This is a genomic window from Streptomyces megasporus (assembly GCF_000718985.1).
Classification (GTDB): Bacteria; Actinomycetota; Actinomycetes; order Streptomycetales; family Streptomycetaceae; genus Streptomyces; species Streptomyces megasporus.
This window is the reverse complement of the sequence record NZ_JODL01000010.1, coordinates 80,619-96,840: the sequence shown is the minus strand read 5'-3', so window position 1 is coordinate 96,840 and position 16,222 is coordinate 80,619. Positions and strand designations below refer to the sequence as shown.

Sequence of the window (16,222 nt, the reverse complement as noted above, 5' to 3'; positions counted from 1 at the left end):
CAAACGAGTCTGCAACGACTTCCGCAAAAACTTGCACGCCTGCTACCTTCCTCCGCGTTCCAGCGGATCCCCCGATTGAAGAAAGACGGGTAGTGGGGCATGGAAAGTCGCATACGCTCCGGGTTGTCCGTGTTCAGACGTTCGTGTGGCCCGCGCGGACGCCTGCGTCGCGCCGTGGCCGCCGTCGCCTGCCTGACGCTCACGACCGGCGCCTGTGGACTCGTCGGCGGCTCCGATGACGGCCCCGCCGCGGTGTCCGGCACCATCACCTGGTGGGACACCTCGAACGAGGTCGAGTCCCCCCACTTCGAGAAGCTCGTCGCCGAGTTCGAGAAGAAGCACCCGACCATCGACGTCGAGTACGTCAACGTCCCCTTCGACCAGGCCCAGCGGAAGTACCTCGACGCCGTGGAGTCCGGCGAGGACGTCCCGGACGTGCTGCGCGCGGACGTCGGCTGGACGGCCGGCTTCATGGCCGAGGGACACCTCGCCGACCTCACCGGCACCCCCGCCCTGGACGGCGACGCCTCCGACTTCCTGCCCAACGTCACCGACAGCGTCACCTACGAGGACGGCGGCGTGTACGGCGTTCCCCAGGTGACCGACACCCTCGCCCTCCTCTACAACCGGCGGATCCTCGCGGAGGCGGGCGTCACCCGTCCCCCCTCCACCTGGAAGGAGCTGAAGGAGACCGCCCTGCGGATCAAGGAGCGGACCGGAGTCGACGGCATCGTCCTCAACCCCGACCCCTTCTTCGCCCTGCCCTTCCTCTACGGCGAGGAGAGCGACCTGGTGGACGTCGGCGCCCGGAAGATCACCGTCGCCGACTCCGCCTCGGTCCGCGGTGTCTCCACCGCCGCCGACCTGGTCTCCTCCGGCGCCGCCCCCAAGCCCCCGGAGCAGGACGCCTACGGCGCGATGCAGAACGCCTTCAAAAACGGCGAGGCGGCCATGATGATCAACGGCCCCTGGTCGACCGCCGACCTCTTCGCGAGCGAGGAGTTCGAGGACCGCGGGAACCTGGGCATCGCCACCGTCCCGGCCGGCTCCACCGGCACCGCCGGCAGCCCGCTCGGCGGCCACAACCTCGTCGTCTCCGCGGAGTCGGACGACCTCGAGGCCGCCTACCTCTTCGTGCGGCACATGACGTCGGCCAAGCAGCAGGAGCGCACCGCCCTCGCCCTCGGACTGCTGCCGACCCGCACGGCCGCCTACACCGCCAAGGTGCTCTCCGACCCCGTCCGCGACTCCTTCTACCGCGCGCTGACCAAGGCCGTCGCCCGCCCCTCCCTCCCCGAGGGCGGCGACCTCCTCGGCGCCTTCCAACCCCACTACACCGCCGTCCTCCGCGGCGAGAAGACACCGCGGAAGGGACTGACCGACACGGCCGAGGAGTGGCAGGACGAGCTGCTGCCCGGCTACCGGATCGCGAGCTGAGCCCACGCCGGAGCGCCGCCGTCCCACCGAAGGCGGGACGGCGGCGACACCGTGAGGAATCCGGCGAACTCCCGGGTACGGTGGGCAGTCCGACACATGGCGGGTACAGTCCCCTTCTGTGACCGCACGGCTTGCCGACATCGCAGCCCAGGCGGGGGTCAGCGAAGCGACGGTCAGCCGCGTCCTCAACGGCAAACCGGGCGTTTCCCCGGCCACCCGCGAGTCCGTCCTCGCCGCTCTCGATCTGCTCGGGTACGAGCGGCCGGTACGACTGCGCCAACGCAGCGCGGGCCTGGTCGGGCTGATCACGCCGGAGCTGGAGAACCCGATCTTCCCGGCGTTCGCCCAGGTCATCGGGCAGGCGCTGACCCGTCAGGGCTACACGCCCATCCTGGCCACCCAGACCCCGGGGGGTTCGACCGAGGACGAGCTGACCGAGATGCTGGTGGACCGGGGCGTGGCGGGGATCATCTTCGTCTCCGGGCTGCACGCCGACACCACCGCCGACCCGCAGCGCTACGAGCAGTTGCGGGCCAAGGGCGTGCCGTTCGTGATGATCAACGGCTTCTCCCCCCGGGTCCGGGCGCCCTTCGTCTCCCCGGACGACCGCGCGGCGATGCGGCTCGCCGTCACGCACCTGGTCTCGCTCGGGCACGAGCGGATCGGGTTGGCCCTGGGACCGGCCCGGTTCGTGCCCGTCCAGCGCAAGACGGAGGGCTTCCTCGGCAGCCTTCAGGAGCAGTTGGGGATGGACCGCGGCGAGGCCGAGGAGCTGGTCCAGCACTCGCTCTACACCCTGGAGGGCGGTCAGGCCGCCGCCGGCGCCCTGATCGACCGGGGCTGCACGGCCGTGGTGTGCGCCAGCGACATGATGGCGCTCGGCGCGATCCGGGCGGCCCGGCAGCGCGGACTGTCGGTGCCCGACGACGTCTCGGTGATCGGCTTCGACGACTCCCCGCTGATCGCCTTCACCGACCCGCCCCTGACCACCATCCGGCAGCCGGTGACCGCGATGGGGCAGGCGGCCGTACGGGCCCTGCTGGAGGAGATCGCCGGCACCCCGGCGCCGCACAGCGAGTTCGTCTTCCTCCCCGAACTGGTCGTCCGCGGCTCCACCGCCTCCGCCCCTCGGGGTCGGGCCTCCGTCTCACGGAGGAGCCGGGAGGGTCGGGACCGAACCAGGGGATGATCGGTCGGAGACCGGATTCTGGCAGACTGTCGCCCCATGGGGGCTCCGATTGCGAGGACGACAGAGGAAGACCGGGTGACCGTGGTCACTCCGGCAGGTGAACACCGGGAAGACGCCCGTGTTCCGGCACCACGTCGTACCGTCGTCCGACGCGTCCGCGCCCCCCGCAGACCCCGGATCTGGTTCGAGATCCTGCTGATCGCGGTCAGCTACTGGACGTACTCCATGATCCGCAACGCCGTGCCCGAGCAGGAGGCGCAGGCCATGCGGAACGCCGAGTGGATCTGGGAGGTCGAGCGCGCCCTCGGCATCGCCGTCGAGCAGTCCCTCAACCACGCGGTGAACGGCGTCACCTGGCTCATCGTGACGATGAACTACTACTACGCGACGCTGCACTTCATCGTGACCATAGGCGTGCTCGTCTGGCTCTACCGCAGACATCCGGGCCGCTACGCCGCGACGCGCACGGTGCTGTTCGCCACCACGGCCATCGCCCTGCTCGGCTACTACTTCTTCCCGCTGGCCCCGCCGCGGCTGATGGAGGGCGTCCACTTCATCGACACCGTGCAGGTCCACGACACCTGGGGCTCGATGGCCTCGGGCAACATGGCCAACGTCTCCAACCAGTACGCGGCCATGCCGTCGATGCACATCGGCTGGTCGGTGTGGTGCGGCATCACCATCGCCGTCCTGGCGGCTCCCCTGTGGGTGAAGGTCCTGGGCTGGATCTACCCCGCGGCCACCCTGCTGGTCATCGTCTGCACCGCCAACCACTTCTGGCTGGACGCGGTGGGCGGGGTGCTCTGCCTGGGCATGGGCTTCGCCGTCTCCTACCTCTGGTACGGCGGGCCGGCCCACCGCATGCCCCGCCTGGTGCCGGCCCACGCCGTGGGCTCCGGCGGCCCGGCTCAGACGTCCCCGTAGAACAGTCGCTCCACCACGCCCCGCGCCAGTCGGGTGGTGCGGCGGTAGTCCTCCAGCATCTCCCCCACGTGCCCCGGCTCGTGGCCGAGGTAGCGGGCGACCGCCGCCAACTCGCGCGGCTCGGAGGGGAAGGTGTCGCCGGGCCGGCCGCGCACCAGCATCACGGCGTTGCGCACCCGCGTGGCCAGCACCCACGCCTCGTCCAGCGTCCGGGCGTCCTCCTCGTCGATCAGCCCGGCGTCCCGCGCGGCGGCCAGGGCCGGGCGGGTGCGGGTGGTGCGCAGTTCGGGCCGCTCCGCGCCGTGACAAAGCTGCATGAGCTGGACGGTCCACTCGACGTCCGACAGCCCGCCCCGGCCGAGCTTGGTGTGGGTGGTGCGGTCGGCGCCGCGCGGCAGCCGCTCGGTCTCCATCCGGGCCTTGAGGCGGCGGATCTCCCGCACCGCGTCCTCCCCCGGCCCTCCCTCGGGGTAACGCAGGGGGTCGATCAGCTCGACGAAACGGCGGCCCAGCTCCGCGTCGCCCGCCACGGGTTCGGCGCGCAGCAGCGCGTGTCGCTCCCACGCCTGCGCCCAGCGGCGGTAGTAGGCCGCGTAGGAGGCCAGGGAACGCACCAGGGGGCCGCTCCGGCCCTCGGGCCGCAGGTCGGCGTCGACGACCAGGGGCGGGTCGGCGCTGGGGAACTGGAGCAACCGGCGCATCTCGTTGGCGACGGCGAAGGCGACCTCGGCCGCCTCCCGCTCGTCCGCGCCCTCGCGCGGCTCGTGGACGAACAGCACGTCCGCGTCGGAGCCGTAGTTCAGTTCACGGCCGCCGAAGCGCCCCATGCCGATGACGGCGAACCGGGTGGGCAGGGTGTCGCCCCACCGGCCGCTCACGGCGGCCCGCAGGGCCCCGGCGATCGCCGCGGCGTTGAGGTCGGACAGGGCCTCGCCCACCCGGTCCACCGCGGCGGCGGCGCCGTCGCCGGCCTCGGCGCCGCCCACCCGGTAGGCGCCGATGACGTCGGCGGCGGCCGTGCGGAACATCTCCCGGCGCCGCACCCCGCGGGCCGCCGCGACGGCCTGCTCGGGACTCTCGGCGCGGCCCACGGCCGCCAGCACCTCCTGGGTCAGCGCCTGCCGGCCGCGCGGCCTCAGCCCCTCCGGGTCGCCGAGCAGGGCGACGGCCTCGGGCGCGCGCAGCAGCAGGTCGGGGGCGAGGCGTCCGGCGGACAGCACCCGGGCCAGGTTCTCCGCCGCGGCCCCCTCGTCCCGCAGCAGCCGCAGGTACCAGGGCGTCTGGCCGAGCGCGTCGGAGACCTTGCGGAAGCCCAGCAGTCCGGCGTCCGGGTCGGCGGAGTCGGCGAACCAGCCCAGCAGCACCGGCAGCAGGGTGCGCTGGATGGCGGCCTTGCGGCTGACCCCGGAGGTCAGCGCCTCCAGATGGCGCAGGGCGGCGGCCGGGTCGGCGTAGCCCAGGGCCTCCAGCCGCTGTCGGGCCGCGTCCGTCGAGAGCCGGATCTCACCGGGGGCGAGCTGGGCGACGGCGTCCAGCAGCGGCCGGTAGAAGAGCTTCTCGTGCAGCCGTCGCACGACCGCGGTGTGCCGCTTCCAGGCGCGGGTCAGCTCCGCCACGGGCTCCTGGCGGAATCCCAGGGAGCGTCCCAGGCGGCGCAGTTCGTCCTCGCCTTGGGGCATCAGGTGGGTGCGGCGCAGTCGGTGGAGCTGGATGCGGTGCTCCAGGGTGCGCAGGAAGCGGTACGCCTCGCCGAGCGAGGCGGCGTCCTGGCGTCCGACGTACCCGCCGACGGCGAGGTCGTCGAGCGCCGTCAGGGTGGTGGGGCTGCGCAGGGTGGTGTCGCTGCGCCCGTGGACGAGTTGGAGGAGCTGGACGGCGAACTCCACGTCGCGCAGGCCGCCGGGGCCGAGCTTGAGTTCCCGGTCGACCTGGGAGGCGGGGATGTTGGCCACCACGCGGCGACGCATCTGCTGGACGTCGGTGACGAAGTTCTCCCGCTCGGCGGCCTGCCACACCAGGGGGGCGACGGCGTCGCGGTACTCGCGGCCCAGCTCCGCGTCCCCGGCGATCGGCCGGGCCTTGAGCAGCGCCTGGAACTCCCAGGTCTTGGCCCAGCGCTGGTAGTACGCCAGGTGGCTGGCCAGGGTGCGCACCAGCGGGCCGTTGCGTCCCTCCGGTCGGAGGTTGGCGTCCACCGACCAGATGGTGCCCTCGGCGGTGTTGTCGGAGCAGATCCGCATCATGCGGGAGGCGAGCCGGGTCGCGGCCCGCAGGGCCTTGCTCTCCTCTCCGCCCCCGTTGCCGCCTCCGTTGCCGCCGCCCGCGCCACCGGTCGGCTCGGCGACGAAGACGACGTCCACGTCCGAGACGTAGTTCAGCTCGTGGCCGCCGCACTTGCCCATCCCGATCACGGCCAGCCGGCACAGCGCCGCGTCCTCGGGCGCCTCCCGCTCGGCGATGGCCAAGGCCGCGCGCAGGGTGGCGGTGGCCAGGTCGGCCAGTTCGGCGGCGGTCTCGTCGACGGTGGTGGTGCCGCAGATGTCGCGGGCGGCGATGGCGAGCAGGGCACGGCGGTAGGCGACGCGCAGCTCGTCGGGGTCGCCGGCGGGGGCGATCGCCGACTCGAACTCCGCTATCCCCGGATGGAGGTCGCCGGTCTCGTACTCCTGGAGGACGTGCCAGTCGCCCGGGTGCCGGACGAGGTGGTCGCCGAGCGCCTCGGAGGCTCCGAGCACGCCCAGCAGCCGGTCGCGCAGCGGTTTGGCGGCCCGCAGGGTGCCGATCAGGGCCTGCCGCTCGCCCTCGTCCGGCTGGGCCTCCACCAGTCGGACGAGGGAGCGCAGCGCCAGGTCGGGATCGGCGGTGGCGCCGAGCGCGTCCAGCAGGACCGCGTCGTCCCTCAGCGGGGTGAGGGCGGGAGCGTCCAGGAGGCGGCCGGCCGCCTCCGGGTCGGTGAACCCGCGCCGTACGAAGCGTCCGAACCGGCTGTCCCGCCGACCGCCCTGCGCCACCGTGTTTCGTCCTCTCGCCGCGTCGGTCCCGTTCGGCAGGTTACCGGCCGCCCGCTTCCGGACCCCGCCACGGCACCCGCTACAGCACCGGCAGGCTCTTGCGCAGCTCGAAGGCGGTGACCTCGGAGCGGTACTCCTCCCACTCCTGCTTCTTGTTGCGGAGGAAGAAGTCGAAGACGTGCTCGCCCAGGGTCCCGGCGACCAGTTCGCTCCGCTCCATCAGCGCGATCGCCTCGCCCAGGTTCTGCGGCAGCGGCTCGATGCCCATCGCGCGCCGCTCGGCGTCCGACAGCGCCCACACGTCGTCCTCGGCGCCGGCCGGGAGCTCGTAGCCCTCCTCGACGCCCTTGAGGCCGGCCGCGAGCAGCACCGCGTAGGCCAGGTAGGGGTTGGCCCCGGAGTCCAGCGAGCGCACCTCGATGCGGGTGGAGCCGGTCTTGCCCGGCTTGTACATCGGCACGCGGATGAGCGCGGAGCGGTTGTTGTGTCCCCAGCAGATGTACGAGGGGGCCTCGCCGCCGGCGCCCGCGGTGCGGTTGGTGCCGCCCCAGATGCGCTTGTAGGAGTTGACCCACTGGTTGGTGACGGCGGAGATCTCCGCGGCGTACTTCAGCAGGCCGGCGATGAAGGAGCGGCCGACCTTGGAGAGCTGGTACTCGGCGCCGGACTCGTGGAAGGCGTTGCGGTCGCCCTCGAAGAGGGACAGGTGGGTGTGCATGCCGGAGCCCGGGTGTTCGGAGAACGGCTTGGGCATGAACGTCGCCTGCACGCCCTGCTCCAGCGCGACCTGCTTCATGATCTGGCGGAAGGTCATGATGTTGTCGGCCGTGGAGAGCGCGTCGGCGTACCGCAGGTCGATCTCCTGCTGGCCGGGGGCTCCCTCGTGGTGGGAGAACTCCACCGAGATGCCCATCGACTCCAGCATGGTGATCGCCTGGCGGCGGAAGTCCTGGCCGACGTGCTGCGGGGTGTGGTCGAAGTAGCCCGAGGAGTCGGCGGGGGTCGGCCGGGAGCCGTCCACCGGCTTGTCCTTGAGCAGGAAGAACTCGATCTCGGGGTGGGTGTAGAAGGTGAAGCCGAGGTCGGACGCCTTGTTCAGGGCGCGCTTGAGGACGTAGCGCGGGTCGGCGAAGGACGGGGAGCCGTCGGGCATCAGGATGTCGCAGAACATCCGTGCCGTCCCGGGGGCCTCGGCCCGCCAGGGGAGGATCTGGAAGGTGCCGGGATCCGGCTTGGCCAGCATGTCGGACTCGTAGACCCGGGCGAAGCCCTCGATGGCGGAGCCGTCGAAGCCCATCCCCTCCTCGAAGGCCTGCTCGAGTTCGGCGGGAGCGACGGCGACGGACTTGAGGAAGCCCAGCACGTCGGTGAACCACAGCCGGACGAACCGGATGTCGCGCTCTTCGAGCGTCCTGAGCACGAATTCCTGCTGTTTGTCCATGGTCACCCATCCTCGCTGGTCAGACAGCCTCTCCCCGCACCGCCCGGGGATGTGCGGCGGCCGGCACACCAGTATCACGGTGAGGGGTTACCGCCACATTACGCCGCCCCGGCAGCCGGGCGGTTCCGGCCGCCGCACAGCGCCCCCGTGGCCCTGCCAGGGCGGGTGGGGAGGATGTCGACGCGGAGGTGCGCCGGATGGTCGGCTGGTCGGCGAGTTCGGGCAGGGCCATCCGCTCGGAGGTGTGGGGCAGGTCGACCGTGTGGTCGTCCGGGGTGCTCGGGGATCTCCGCCCGGGGGTATCGCCCACCTTCAGCGGAGCGCCCTCGGAAGCGGCGGCGCCCATCGGCGGCGCTCCCTCTCCACCGGGTCAGCCCAGACCGAGCACCCGGTCCACCTCCAGCGTCACCTCGGCCCCGACGGACGCGGGCAGGGTGAAGGACTCCCCCGGCGGATGCACGGCGTGCACCCGGTACTCCCCGTACTCGGGCTCGGTGAGCACGTGGACGCGTCGGTTGCGGCGGTCGGCGATGACATAGACCGGGATACCGGCGATCGCATAGGCGGTGACCTTCTTCTTCAGGTCGTTGCCGTAGTTGGAGGAGGTGACCTCCAGGACCAGCCGGAAGACCGCCGGGTCGTGGCAGTTGTGCTCGGCACGGTGGTCGTCGAAGTCGGCGTCGACCACGGCCAGGTCGGGAACCGCGTAGTCGAAGGGACCGTCGGGCAACCAGACGCCCACGGCTTGGACCACCCACGTCTCCTGAGTGTGCAGACCCGCGAAAGCGAAGGTCAGCTCGGTCAGTGCCCTCGCGTGGCGCATGTCGGCGGGTGGCGTCACGGTGATTTCTCCCCCGATGATCTCGACGCGGTAGCCGGGCAGCTTCCGGGAGAGCTCCTCGGCTTCCTCCAGCAGATTCGGCGCGTCGTCGCAGGGGTGCTCGACTGCTGCGGCGGACATGGCGTTCCTCCTGACGGCCGGTGGTCGAGGCCATCATCGTAGGGCGGTGCCGCGTGCCGTGCCCCGTTCCGAGGCATTCACTCGAACGGGGCGAACACGGTTCCGCGGAAGGGCGGTCCACCGCTTCCCGGTATCGCGTCAGTCAGACGATTAGACTGACCGTGTGCCTCAGCTACGACTCGCCCTGAACCAGATCGACTCCACCGTCGGCGACCTCGCCGGGAACGCGGACGCGGTCGTCCGCTGGACGCGGCACTCCGCCGAGCAGGGGGCGCACCTCGTGGCGTTCCCCGAGATGGTGCTCACCGGCTACCCCGTGGAGGATCTGGCCCTGCGGCCGTCCTTCGTCCACGCGAGCCGGGCCGCGCTCACCGCCCTGGCCGGACGCCTGGCGGACGAGGGCCTGGGCGAACTGCCCGTGGTGGTCGGCTACCTCGACCGGGCGGAGGAGGACCGGCCCCGCTACGGCCGGCCCGCCGGCGCCCCGCGGAACGCGGGGGCCGTGCTGCACCGCGGCGAGGTCGTGCTGACGTACGCCAAGCACCACCTCCCCAACTACGGGGTCTTCGACGAGTTCCGCTACTTCGTCCCCGGCGAGACGCTGCCCGTGATCCGGGTGCACGGGGTGGACGTGGCGCTGGCGATCTGCGAGGACCTGTGGCAGGACGGCGGTCGGGTGCCCGCGACCCGCGCCGCCGGGGCGGGTCTGCTGCTGTCGATCAACGCCTCCCCCTACGAGCGGAACAAGGACGACGTCCGCCTCGACCTGGTGCGTCGCCGTGCCCGGGAGGCGGGCTGCACCACCGCCTACCTGGCGATGGTCGGCGGTCAGGACGACCTGGTCTTCGACGGCGACTCGATCGTCGTGGACCGCGACGGCGAGGTGATCGCGCGGGCCCCGCAGTTCGAGGAGGGCTGCGTCGTCCTCGACCTCGACCTGCCCGCCGCCGCGGCCACGCCGCCGTCGGGGAACGTCGCCGACGGTCTGCGCGTCGACCACCGGATCATCTCGGCCGATCCGCTGCCCCCGTACGAGCAGCGGGTCACCGGTGCGGAGGCGCCGCGCATGGACGACGACGAGGAGGTCTACACCGCCCTGGTCACCGGCCTGCGCGCGTATGTGGTGAAGAACGGCTTCCGCTCGGTGCTCGTCGGTCTCTCCGGCGGCATCGACTCCGCTCTCGTGGCGGCCATCGCCTGCGACGCGATCGGGCCGGAGAACGTGTACGGCGTCTCCATGCCCTCGCGCTACTCCTCGGAGCACTCCAAGGACGACGCCGCGGACCTGGCGCGGCGCACCGGCCTCAACTTCCGGACCGTGCCGATCGGTCCGATGTTCGACGCCTACATGGACGCGCTGCGCCTCACCGGGCTCGCCGAGGAGAACCTCCAGGCCCGGCTGCGCGGCACGCTGTTGATGGCCATCTCCAACCAGGAGGGCCACATCGTCCTCGCGCCGGGCAACAAGTCCGAGCTCGCCTGCGGCTACTCCACCCTCTACGGCGATTCGGTGGGCGCGTACGGCCCGATCAAGGACGTCTACAAGACGACCGTCTACAGCATCGCCCGCTGGCGGAACAAGGCGGCGGCCGAGCGTGGCGAGACCCCGCCCATCCCGGAGAACTCCATCACCAAGCCGCCGAGCGCCGAGCTCCGTCCCGGCCAGGTGGACGCCGACTCCCTCCCCGACTACGACGTGCTGGACCGGATTCTGGAGCTGTACGTCGACCGGGACCTGGGGCGCGAGGAGATCATCGCCCGGGGCTTCGACGCGGAGACCGTCACCCGGGTCCTGCGGATGACGGACACCGCCGAGTACAAGCGGCGGCAGTACCCGCCGGGCACGAAGATCTCGGCCAAGGGCTTCGGCAAGGACCGGCGCCTGCCGATCACCAACCGCTGGCGCGAGACCGGCTGACACCGGCTTGCCCACGACGGCGGGCGCCCCCACGCGGGGGCGCCCGCCGTCGCCGCTGCCGGCACCGTCCGCGACGGACGCCGGCGCACGCGCCCGCCCGACTCGGCTCGCGGGCGGCCGACCTCAGCCGACGCCGACCCCGTCCCGGGCGCCCACCCCGCGGGCGACCACCCGGGACCGCCGCACCGACGCCCCACGGCCGCCCCGGCCGTCCAGCGCTCCGGCCACCACCGCGATCGCCAGGCCCACCGCCGCCAGCGCCGCGCCCACCAGCGTCGGGGACGTCCAGCCCCAGCCCGCCGCGATGGCCGTGCCGCCGGCCCACGCGCCGCCCGCGTTCGCCAGGTTGAACGCGGAGTGGTTGGAGGCCGCGGCGAGCGTGGGCGCGTGGCGGGCCTTCTCCATCACGAGCATCTGCAACGGTGTGGTGGTCATGAATCCCACCGCGCCGATCACCACCACGGTCGCCAGGGCCGCCCACGGCACGTGCACCGTGAAGCGGAAGGCCACCAGCACGAGTGCCAGGGCTCCCAGCGCGCCGTAGAGCGTGGGCCTCGGCGCCCGGTCGGTCAGCGGCCCGGCGGCCAGCGCGCCCAGCGTCATGCCCACGCCGAAGAGGGCCAGGACGACCGTCACCGACGCCTCGGTCAGGCCCGTGACCTCGGTGACCATCGACGCGAGGTAGCTGTAGAGGGCGAAGACGCCCGCGAATCCGAAGACGGCCGTCAGCAGGCCCAGCAGCACCTGACGGTCTCCCAAGGCCCTTATTTCCCGGCGCAGTTCGCGGCTCACGCCGCCGCCTCGCCGCTCCAGCGGCAGGTGCGGCACCAGCGTCGCCAGCGCGCCCATGGCGGCCAGGCCGATCGCCGTGACGACCAGGAAGGTGGCGCGCCAGCCCAGTTGCTGTCCGAGCGCCGTGCCCAGGGGGACGCCGACGATGTTGGCGACGGTCAGGCCGAGGAACATCGTGGCCACGGCCCGCGCCTGCCGTCCCTCCCGGACCAGGCGGGCGGCGACGACCGCGCCGACACCGAAGAACGCGCCGTGCGGCAGTCCGGACAGCACCCGCCCGGCCAGCAGCGTGCCGTAGTCGGGGGCGAGGGCGGAGGCGAGGTTGCCGAGGGTGAACAGGCCCATCAGCGCGATCAACATGCGCCGGCGCGGGACGCGGACGCCGACGGCGGCCAGGAGGGGGGCGCCGACGACGACCCCGAGGGCGTAGGCGGAGACGAGGTGACCGGCGGTGGGCACGGAGACGCCCAAGTCGTCGGCGACGTTGGGCAGCAGGCCCATCATCACGAACTCGGTGGTGCCGATCCCGAAGGCCGCGACTGCCAGTGCGAGCAGGGCCAAGGGCATGGATGGGCCTTTCGATGCGAAGAGGTGGTGGCCGAGGGAGAGGGACGGAGCCGGTGCGCTCCGAACGGCCTCCAGTCTCGCAGCCTTTTTGTTCCTGCACAAAACAAAAAGGTGACAGCCGTGCTACAACCAGCAGAAGACAGAGGGGATTCGTGAAACTCCAATGAAACAGAGGACGACCCACCCTCGTCGGGCAGGTCGTCCTCTCGACGTCGAAGAGTTCGGTTCTCCAGAACCTCGCGCTACCAACTCACCGACGCCGCGAGCGGCAGGTGGTCGCTCCCGGTCGGCGGCAGCGTCCACGACGACACCGGCTCGACCCCCTTGACCATGATCTGGTCGATCCGGGTCATCGGGAACGACGCGGGCCAACTGAAGCCGAAGCCGTTGCCCGCCGCGCCCTGTGTGGAGCGCATCTGGGAGGTGACGGACGCCAGCGCCCGGTCGTTCATCGTCCCGTTGAGGTCGCCCAGCAGCACGACCCGGTCGATCGGTTCCCGTGCGATGGCCTCGCCCAACAGGTCGGCGGCCATGTCCCGCTGACGGGCGGTGAACCCGGCCTCGAACCTCACCCGCACCGACGGCAGGTGCGCGCCGTAGACGGCGACGTCCCCGCGCGGCGTGGTCACGGTGGCGCGCATCGCCCGGGTCCAGCCGATCCCGATGTCCACCGGCTCGGCGTCGTCGAGCGGGTACTTGCTCCACAGGCCGACCGTGCCCTGCACGGTGTGGTGGGGATAGGCGTCCTCCAACGCCTCCTCGTACTCCGCCACCGACCGACCGGGCAGTTCCTGCAGGGCCACCACCTCGGCGCCGGACTCCGCCAACCGGCGTGCCGTGCCCGCGGGGTCGGGGTTGCCGGCGCTGACGTTGTGGGTGACGACCGTCAGATCGCCGCCCGTGCCCCGCTTGTCGGTGATCAGACCGCCGAACATGTCCACCCAGACCAGCACGGGCAGCAGCAGCGCGACGAGCCCGGTGGCCGAGCGGCGCAGCACGGCGGCCAGGAGCAGCACCGGAATCGCCAGTCCCACCCACGGCAGGAAGGTCTCCAGCAGACTGCCCAGGTTGCCGATCCGGTTGGGCACCCGCGCGTGCAGGGCCATCACCAGGGCGAGCGCCACGGCGAGCAGTGCGATGAGCCGGCCGCGCCGCCACCACCCGTCGCCGTTCAGGCGGGCGATCGCGCGCCGGGCCCGGGCGACGGCGGGGGATGTGGAACCGGACCGCCGGTCCGTCCCGTTCCGCCCCGGCTCCGTGTCCGCCTCCGTCGTGTACGCCCGTGCCATCCGCCGTCCTCACTTGCCATCGCCACGGCCCGCCGCCCGGCTCGGCGTTCCGGACGGCGACCGGTCCTGCCCTTCGAGGCGTGCCGACCGCGCCGAGCGGCCCGCACGCCGGTACGTCTGCCAGGACGAATACGGTCGGGCGGCGGGTTCCTGACCCCCGGCGGCACCCCGCCACTGTAACGAAACGCGCACATTCCGGCGTCCGCACCACGGGCACAACGGGTGAACCGGACACCATCGGCGCGTCGGGGGCGGATCGGCGCCCATGGTCGGGCGACGCCTTTTCGCCGCGTCGTCCCACCGTGTCGTCCCACCGCGTTCCGGCCGTCTCCGGTTCACTCGCGCGGACGCGCCCCTTCCAGCACGCCGTCCACGATCCGTTCCGCCAACCCCTCGGGCAACTCCGCCCATGCGCGCAGCAGCGCCCGTGACAGCATCGGCCCGATGAACAGCTCGCCCAGCAGTTCCACGTCCAGGTCGGCGCGGATCTCGCCGCGGGCCATGCCGCGCCGCAGCACCGAGTGCAGCAGGTCGCGCCGCGCGCGGATCACGGTGTCGTGGTACTCCTGCCACAGCCTGGGGTGACTGTGGAAATGGCTGGTCATGGCCCGCAGGATCGCGGAGTTCCGTTTGGCCAGGCCCCGTTGTCGCAGTCGCTCCAGAATGTCCACCAGATCGTCGCGGACGGATTCGCCGCGCACCTCGTCCGGGGGTTCCTCCAGGGTGCGCATGACGTCCAGCAGCAGGGCGTCCTTGCCGGACCAACGGCGGTAGACGGTCGCCTTGCCGACCCCCGCCTCCCGGGCTATGCCCTCCATGGACAGCGCGTCGACGCCGACGCCCCGCTCCAGCAGGCGCAGGACGGCCTCGACGATCGCCCGGTCCGCAGCGGCGCTGCGCGGCCTGCCGCGGGCGGCAGGCCGCGCGCCGCGGGCCTCCGCCTCGGATTCGGTCACCGTTCCGCCTCCACGGGCTCCACGGGGTTCCGTTCCCGACCGGCCTCCTCGGCGCCCTCCTCGGACTCCTCGGACTCCTCGGCGCCCTCCGCGTCCTTCCGGCTCTCCGCGTCCTCCGTCTCCCCCGCGTCCTTCGTCTCCTCCGTGTCCCGTTCCCTCTCCTCGCCGGCCCGCTCCCCGGGCGCCCGTCGGCCGGGCAGGAAGAGCGCGACGACGACCGCGCCGAGCAGGGCGATCGAGGCGGAGCCGATGACCGTGACGTGCATGGCGTGGACGAACGCCTCGCCGGCCCGTTCGGCCAGGGACCGGCCCGCCGGGCCCAACCGGTCCGCCGCCGCCAGGGTGGCCTCGATGGACTCGCCCGCCGCGTGGCGCGCGCCCTCCGTCAGGCCGGGGACGGCGGCCACGTCCTCGTCGATCCGCCGGCGGTAGGCCGCGGAGAGCAGCGAGCCGAGCAGCGCGACGCCCAGCGCGCCGCCGACCTGCCGGAAGATGTTGTTGACCGCCGACCCGGAGCCCGCCTTCCGCCGGGGCAGCGACTGCATGACCGCGACGGTGGCGGGCGTCATGATGTGCGCCATCCCGGCGGCCTGGAGGAAGAAGACCACCGTCAGGAGCCAGATCGGGGTGTCGGCGTCGAACAGCAGGAACGACGCCATGGTGGCGGCGATGACCAGCATGCCGCCGGTGCACGTCGCCCGGATGCCGAAGCGCTCCACGACCAGCCGGGCCCGGGGCGAGAAGAACAACTGCGACGCGGCGAGCGGCAGCATCAGCAGGCCGGTCTGGAGCGGGCTGTAGCCGCGCACGCTCTGGGTGTAGAAGACCATGAAGAACGTCACGCCCATCAGCGCGAAGAAGGCCAGCGCGATGGCGGCGACGGCCGCCGAGAAGGCGGGGTCGCGGAAGTGCCGGACGTCGAGGGCCGGGTGGTCGCTGCGCCTCTCGTGGAACACGAAGCCGACCAGGACGACGAGGCCGCCGCCCACCGTGAGCAGCACCTCGGGATCGGTGAAGTCGGCGAGTTGGCCGCCCTTGATGATGCCGTACACCAGCAGCACCAGGCCGACGATCGTCAGCAGGACGCCGAGGGGGTCCAGCCGGCCGGGCGCGGGGTCCCTCGACTCGGGGACCAGCAGCGCCATGGCGATCAGGGCGACGATCACGATGGGGACGTTGACCAGGAAGACCGACCCCCACCAGAAGTGCTCCAGGAGCACGCCGCCGGTGATCGGGCCGATGGCGATGGCCAGGCCGACGCCGCCCGACCAGACGCCGATGGCCTTGGGCTGCTCCTCGCGGTCGAAGACGTTCATCAGGACGGCGAGGGTGGAGGGCATCACGAAGGCGCCGCCGAAGCCCATCAGCGCACGGTAGGCGATCAGCTCGCCGGGCGTGTCGGAGAGTCCGGCCAGCACCGAGGCCACGCCGAACACGGCCAAGCCGAACAGCAGCACCCTCTTGCGCCCGTACCGGTCGCCCAGCAGGCCCGAGGTGAACAGCAGGCCCGCGAAGACGAGCGTGTAGGAGTTGATCGCCCACTCCAACTGGCTCTGGGTGGCGCCCAGGCCGGTGGGGGCCGGGGTCGCGATGGTCTTCATCGCGACGTTGAGGATCGAGTTGTCCAGCACGACGATCAGCAGGCTGAGCATCAACACGGCCAGGATCGCCCAGCGCCGGCGGCGGACGGACTCGGGTACGGGTGCCTGCGCGGACCCGACACTCATTTCGGTCATA

11 protein-coding genes are annotated in these 16,222 nt (G+C 72.2%); 4 read left to right on the top strand and 7 right to left on the bottom strand.

Annotated features, from left to right (window positions below; translation table 11 throughout):
- The first annotated feature begins 129 nt into the window (after nucleotides 1–129).
- The 3 genes from IF47_RS0111310 (at nucleotide 130) to IF47_RS0111300 (ending at nucleotide 3,550) form a co-directional block, all read left to right on the top strand.
- Complete coding sequence (locus IF47_RS0111310) at nucleotides 130–1,437, top strand: extracellular solute-binding protein (RefSeq protein WP_245641082.1); 1,308 nt, start codon at nucleotides 130–132, stop codon at nucleotides 1,435–1,437.
- 118 nt (nucleotides 1,438–1,555) lie between these two features.
- The gene (locus IF47_RS0111305; protein WP_031508520.1) at nucleotides 1,556–2,626 is read left to right on the top strand and encodes a LacI family DNA-binding transcriptional regulator; all 1,071 of its coding nucleotides are present in this window, start codon (nucleotides 1,556–1,558) and stop codon (nucleotides 2,624–2,626) included.
- Between the two features lie 36 nt (nucleotides 2,627–2,662).
- Nucleotides 2,663–3,550 (top strand): phosphatase PAP2 family protein, encoded by an 888-nt coding sequence (locus IF47_RS0111300; RefSeq protein ID WP_051717444.1) that lies wholly within the window; start codon nucleotides 2,663–2,665, stop codon nucleotides 3,548–3,550.
- Here IF47_RS0111300 and IF47_RS0111295 read toward each other — a convergent pair.
- The 3 genes from IF47_RS0111295 to IF47_RS0111285 form a co-directional block, all read right to left on the bottom strand.
- Nucleotides 3,535–6,561, bottom strand: coding sequence for a bifunctional [glutamine synthetase] adenylyltransferase/[glutamine synthetase]-adenylyl-L-tyrosine phosphorylase (locus IF47_RS0111295; protein ID WP_031508516.1), 3,027 nt, complete (start codon nucleotides 6,559–6,561; stop codon nucleotides 3,535–3,537). The genes IF47_RS0111300 and IF47_RS0111295 overlap by 16 nt on opposite strands.
- 79 nt (nucleotides 6,562–6,640) lie before the next feature.
- Complete coding sequence (locus IF47_RS0111290) at nucleotides 6,641–8,002, bottom strand: glutamine synthetase family protein (protein ID WP_031508515.1); 1,362 nt, start codon at nucleotides 8,000–8,002, stop codon at nucleotides 6,641–6,643.
- A gap of 370 nt (nucleotides 8,003–8,372) precedes the next feature.
- On the bottom strand, nucleotides 8,373–8,963 hold the full coding sequence (locus tag IF47_RS0111285; protein ID WP_031508514.1) for a Uma2 family endonuclease: 591 nt from the start codon (nucleotides 8,961–8,963) through the stop codon (nucleotides 8,373–8,375).
- Between the two features lie 163 nt (nucleotides 8,964–9,126).
- Here IF47_RS0111285 and IF47_RS0111280 point away from each other — a divergent pair, with 163 nt between their 5' ends.
- Nucleotides 9,127–10,881 carry an NAD+ synthase gene (locus IF47_RS0111280; RefSeq protein ID WP_031508512.1) on the top strand — a complete coding sequence of 585 codons (1,755 nt, stop codon included), beginning with the start codon at nucleotides 9,127–9,129 and terminating at the stop codon, nucleotides 10,879–10,881.
- 123 nt (nucleotides 10,882–11,004) lie between these two features.
- Here the strand turns inward: IF47_RS0111280 and IF47_RS0111275 are convergent, their stop codons facing one another.
- The 4 genes from IF47_RS0111275 to IF47_RS0111260 all read right to left on the bottom strand — a co-directional run bounded on the left by IF47_RS0111275 (nucleotide 11,005) and on the right by IF47_RS0111260 (nucleotide 16,221).
- Nucleotides 11,005–12,240: an MFS transporter gene (locus tag IF47_RS0111275; RefSeq protein WP_031508511.1), complete on the bottom strand. Its 1,236-nt coding sequence runs from the start codon at nucleotides 12,238–12,240 to the stop codon at nucleotides 11,005–11,007.
- Between the two features lie 242 nt (nucleotides 12,241–12,482).
- Nucleotides 12,483–13,529 carry an endonuclease/exonuclease/phosphatase family protein gene (locus IF47_RS0111270; RefSeq protein ID WP_031508510.1) on the bottom strand — a complete coding sequence of 349 codons (1,047 nt, stop codon included), beginning with the start codon at nucleotides 13,527–13,529 and terminating at the stop codon, nucleotides 12,483–12,485.
- A 335-nt stretch (nucleotides 13,530–13,864) separates the two neighbouring features.
- Nucleotides 13,865–14,485, bottom strand: a complete 621-nt coding sequence (locus tag IF47_RS0111265; protein WP_031508508.1) for a TetR/AcrR family transcriptional regulator — start codon at nucleotides 14,483–14,485, stop codon at nucleotides 13,865–13,867.
- Complete coding sequence (locus IF47_RS0111260; RefSeq protein WP_245641081.1) at nucleotides 14,482–16,221, bottom strand: MFS transporter; 1,740 nt, start codon at nucleotides 16,219–16,221, stop codon at nucleotides 14,482–14,484. Before IF47_RS0111260 ends, IF47_RS0111265 begins: the two co-directional genes overlap by 4 nt.
- Nucleotide 16,222: the final 1 nt, after the last annotated feature.

Bases quoted from the DNA above. Each gene is read 5' to 3' on its own strand.
- IF47_RS0111275 (WP_031508511.1), bottom strand. From the start codon at position 12,240: ATGCCCTTGGCCCTGCTCGCACTGGCAGTCGCGGCCTTCGGGATCGGC.
- IF47_RS0111285 (WP_031508514.1), bottom strand. From the start codon at position 8,963: ATGTCCGCCGCAGCAGTCGAGCACCCCTGCGACGACGCGCCGAATCTG.
- IF47_RS0111270 (WP_031508510.1), bottom strand. From the start codon at position 13,529: ATGGCACGGGCGTACACGACGGAGGCGGACACGGAGCCGGGGCGGAAC.
- IF47_RS0111260 (WP_245641081.1), bottom strand. From the start codon at position 16,221: ATGACCGAAATGAGTGTCGGGTCCGCGCAGGCACCCGTACCCGAGTCC.
- IF47_RS0111300 (WP_051717444.1), top strand. From the start codon at position 2,663: ATGGGGGCTCCGATTGCGAGGACGACAGAGGAAGACCGGGTGACCGTG.
- IF47_RS0111290 (WP_031508515.1), bottom strand. From the start codon at position 8,002: ATGGACAAACAGCAGGAATTCGTGCTCAGGACGCTCGAAGAGCGCGAC.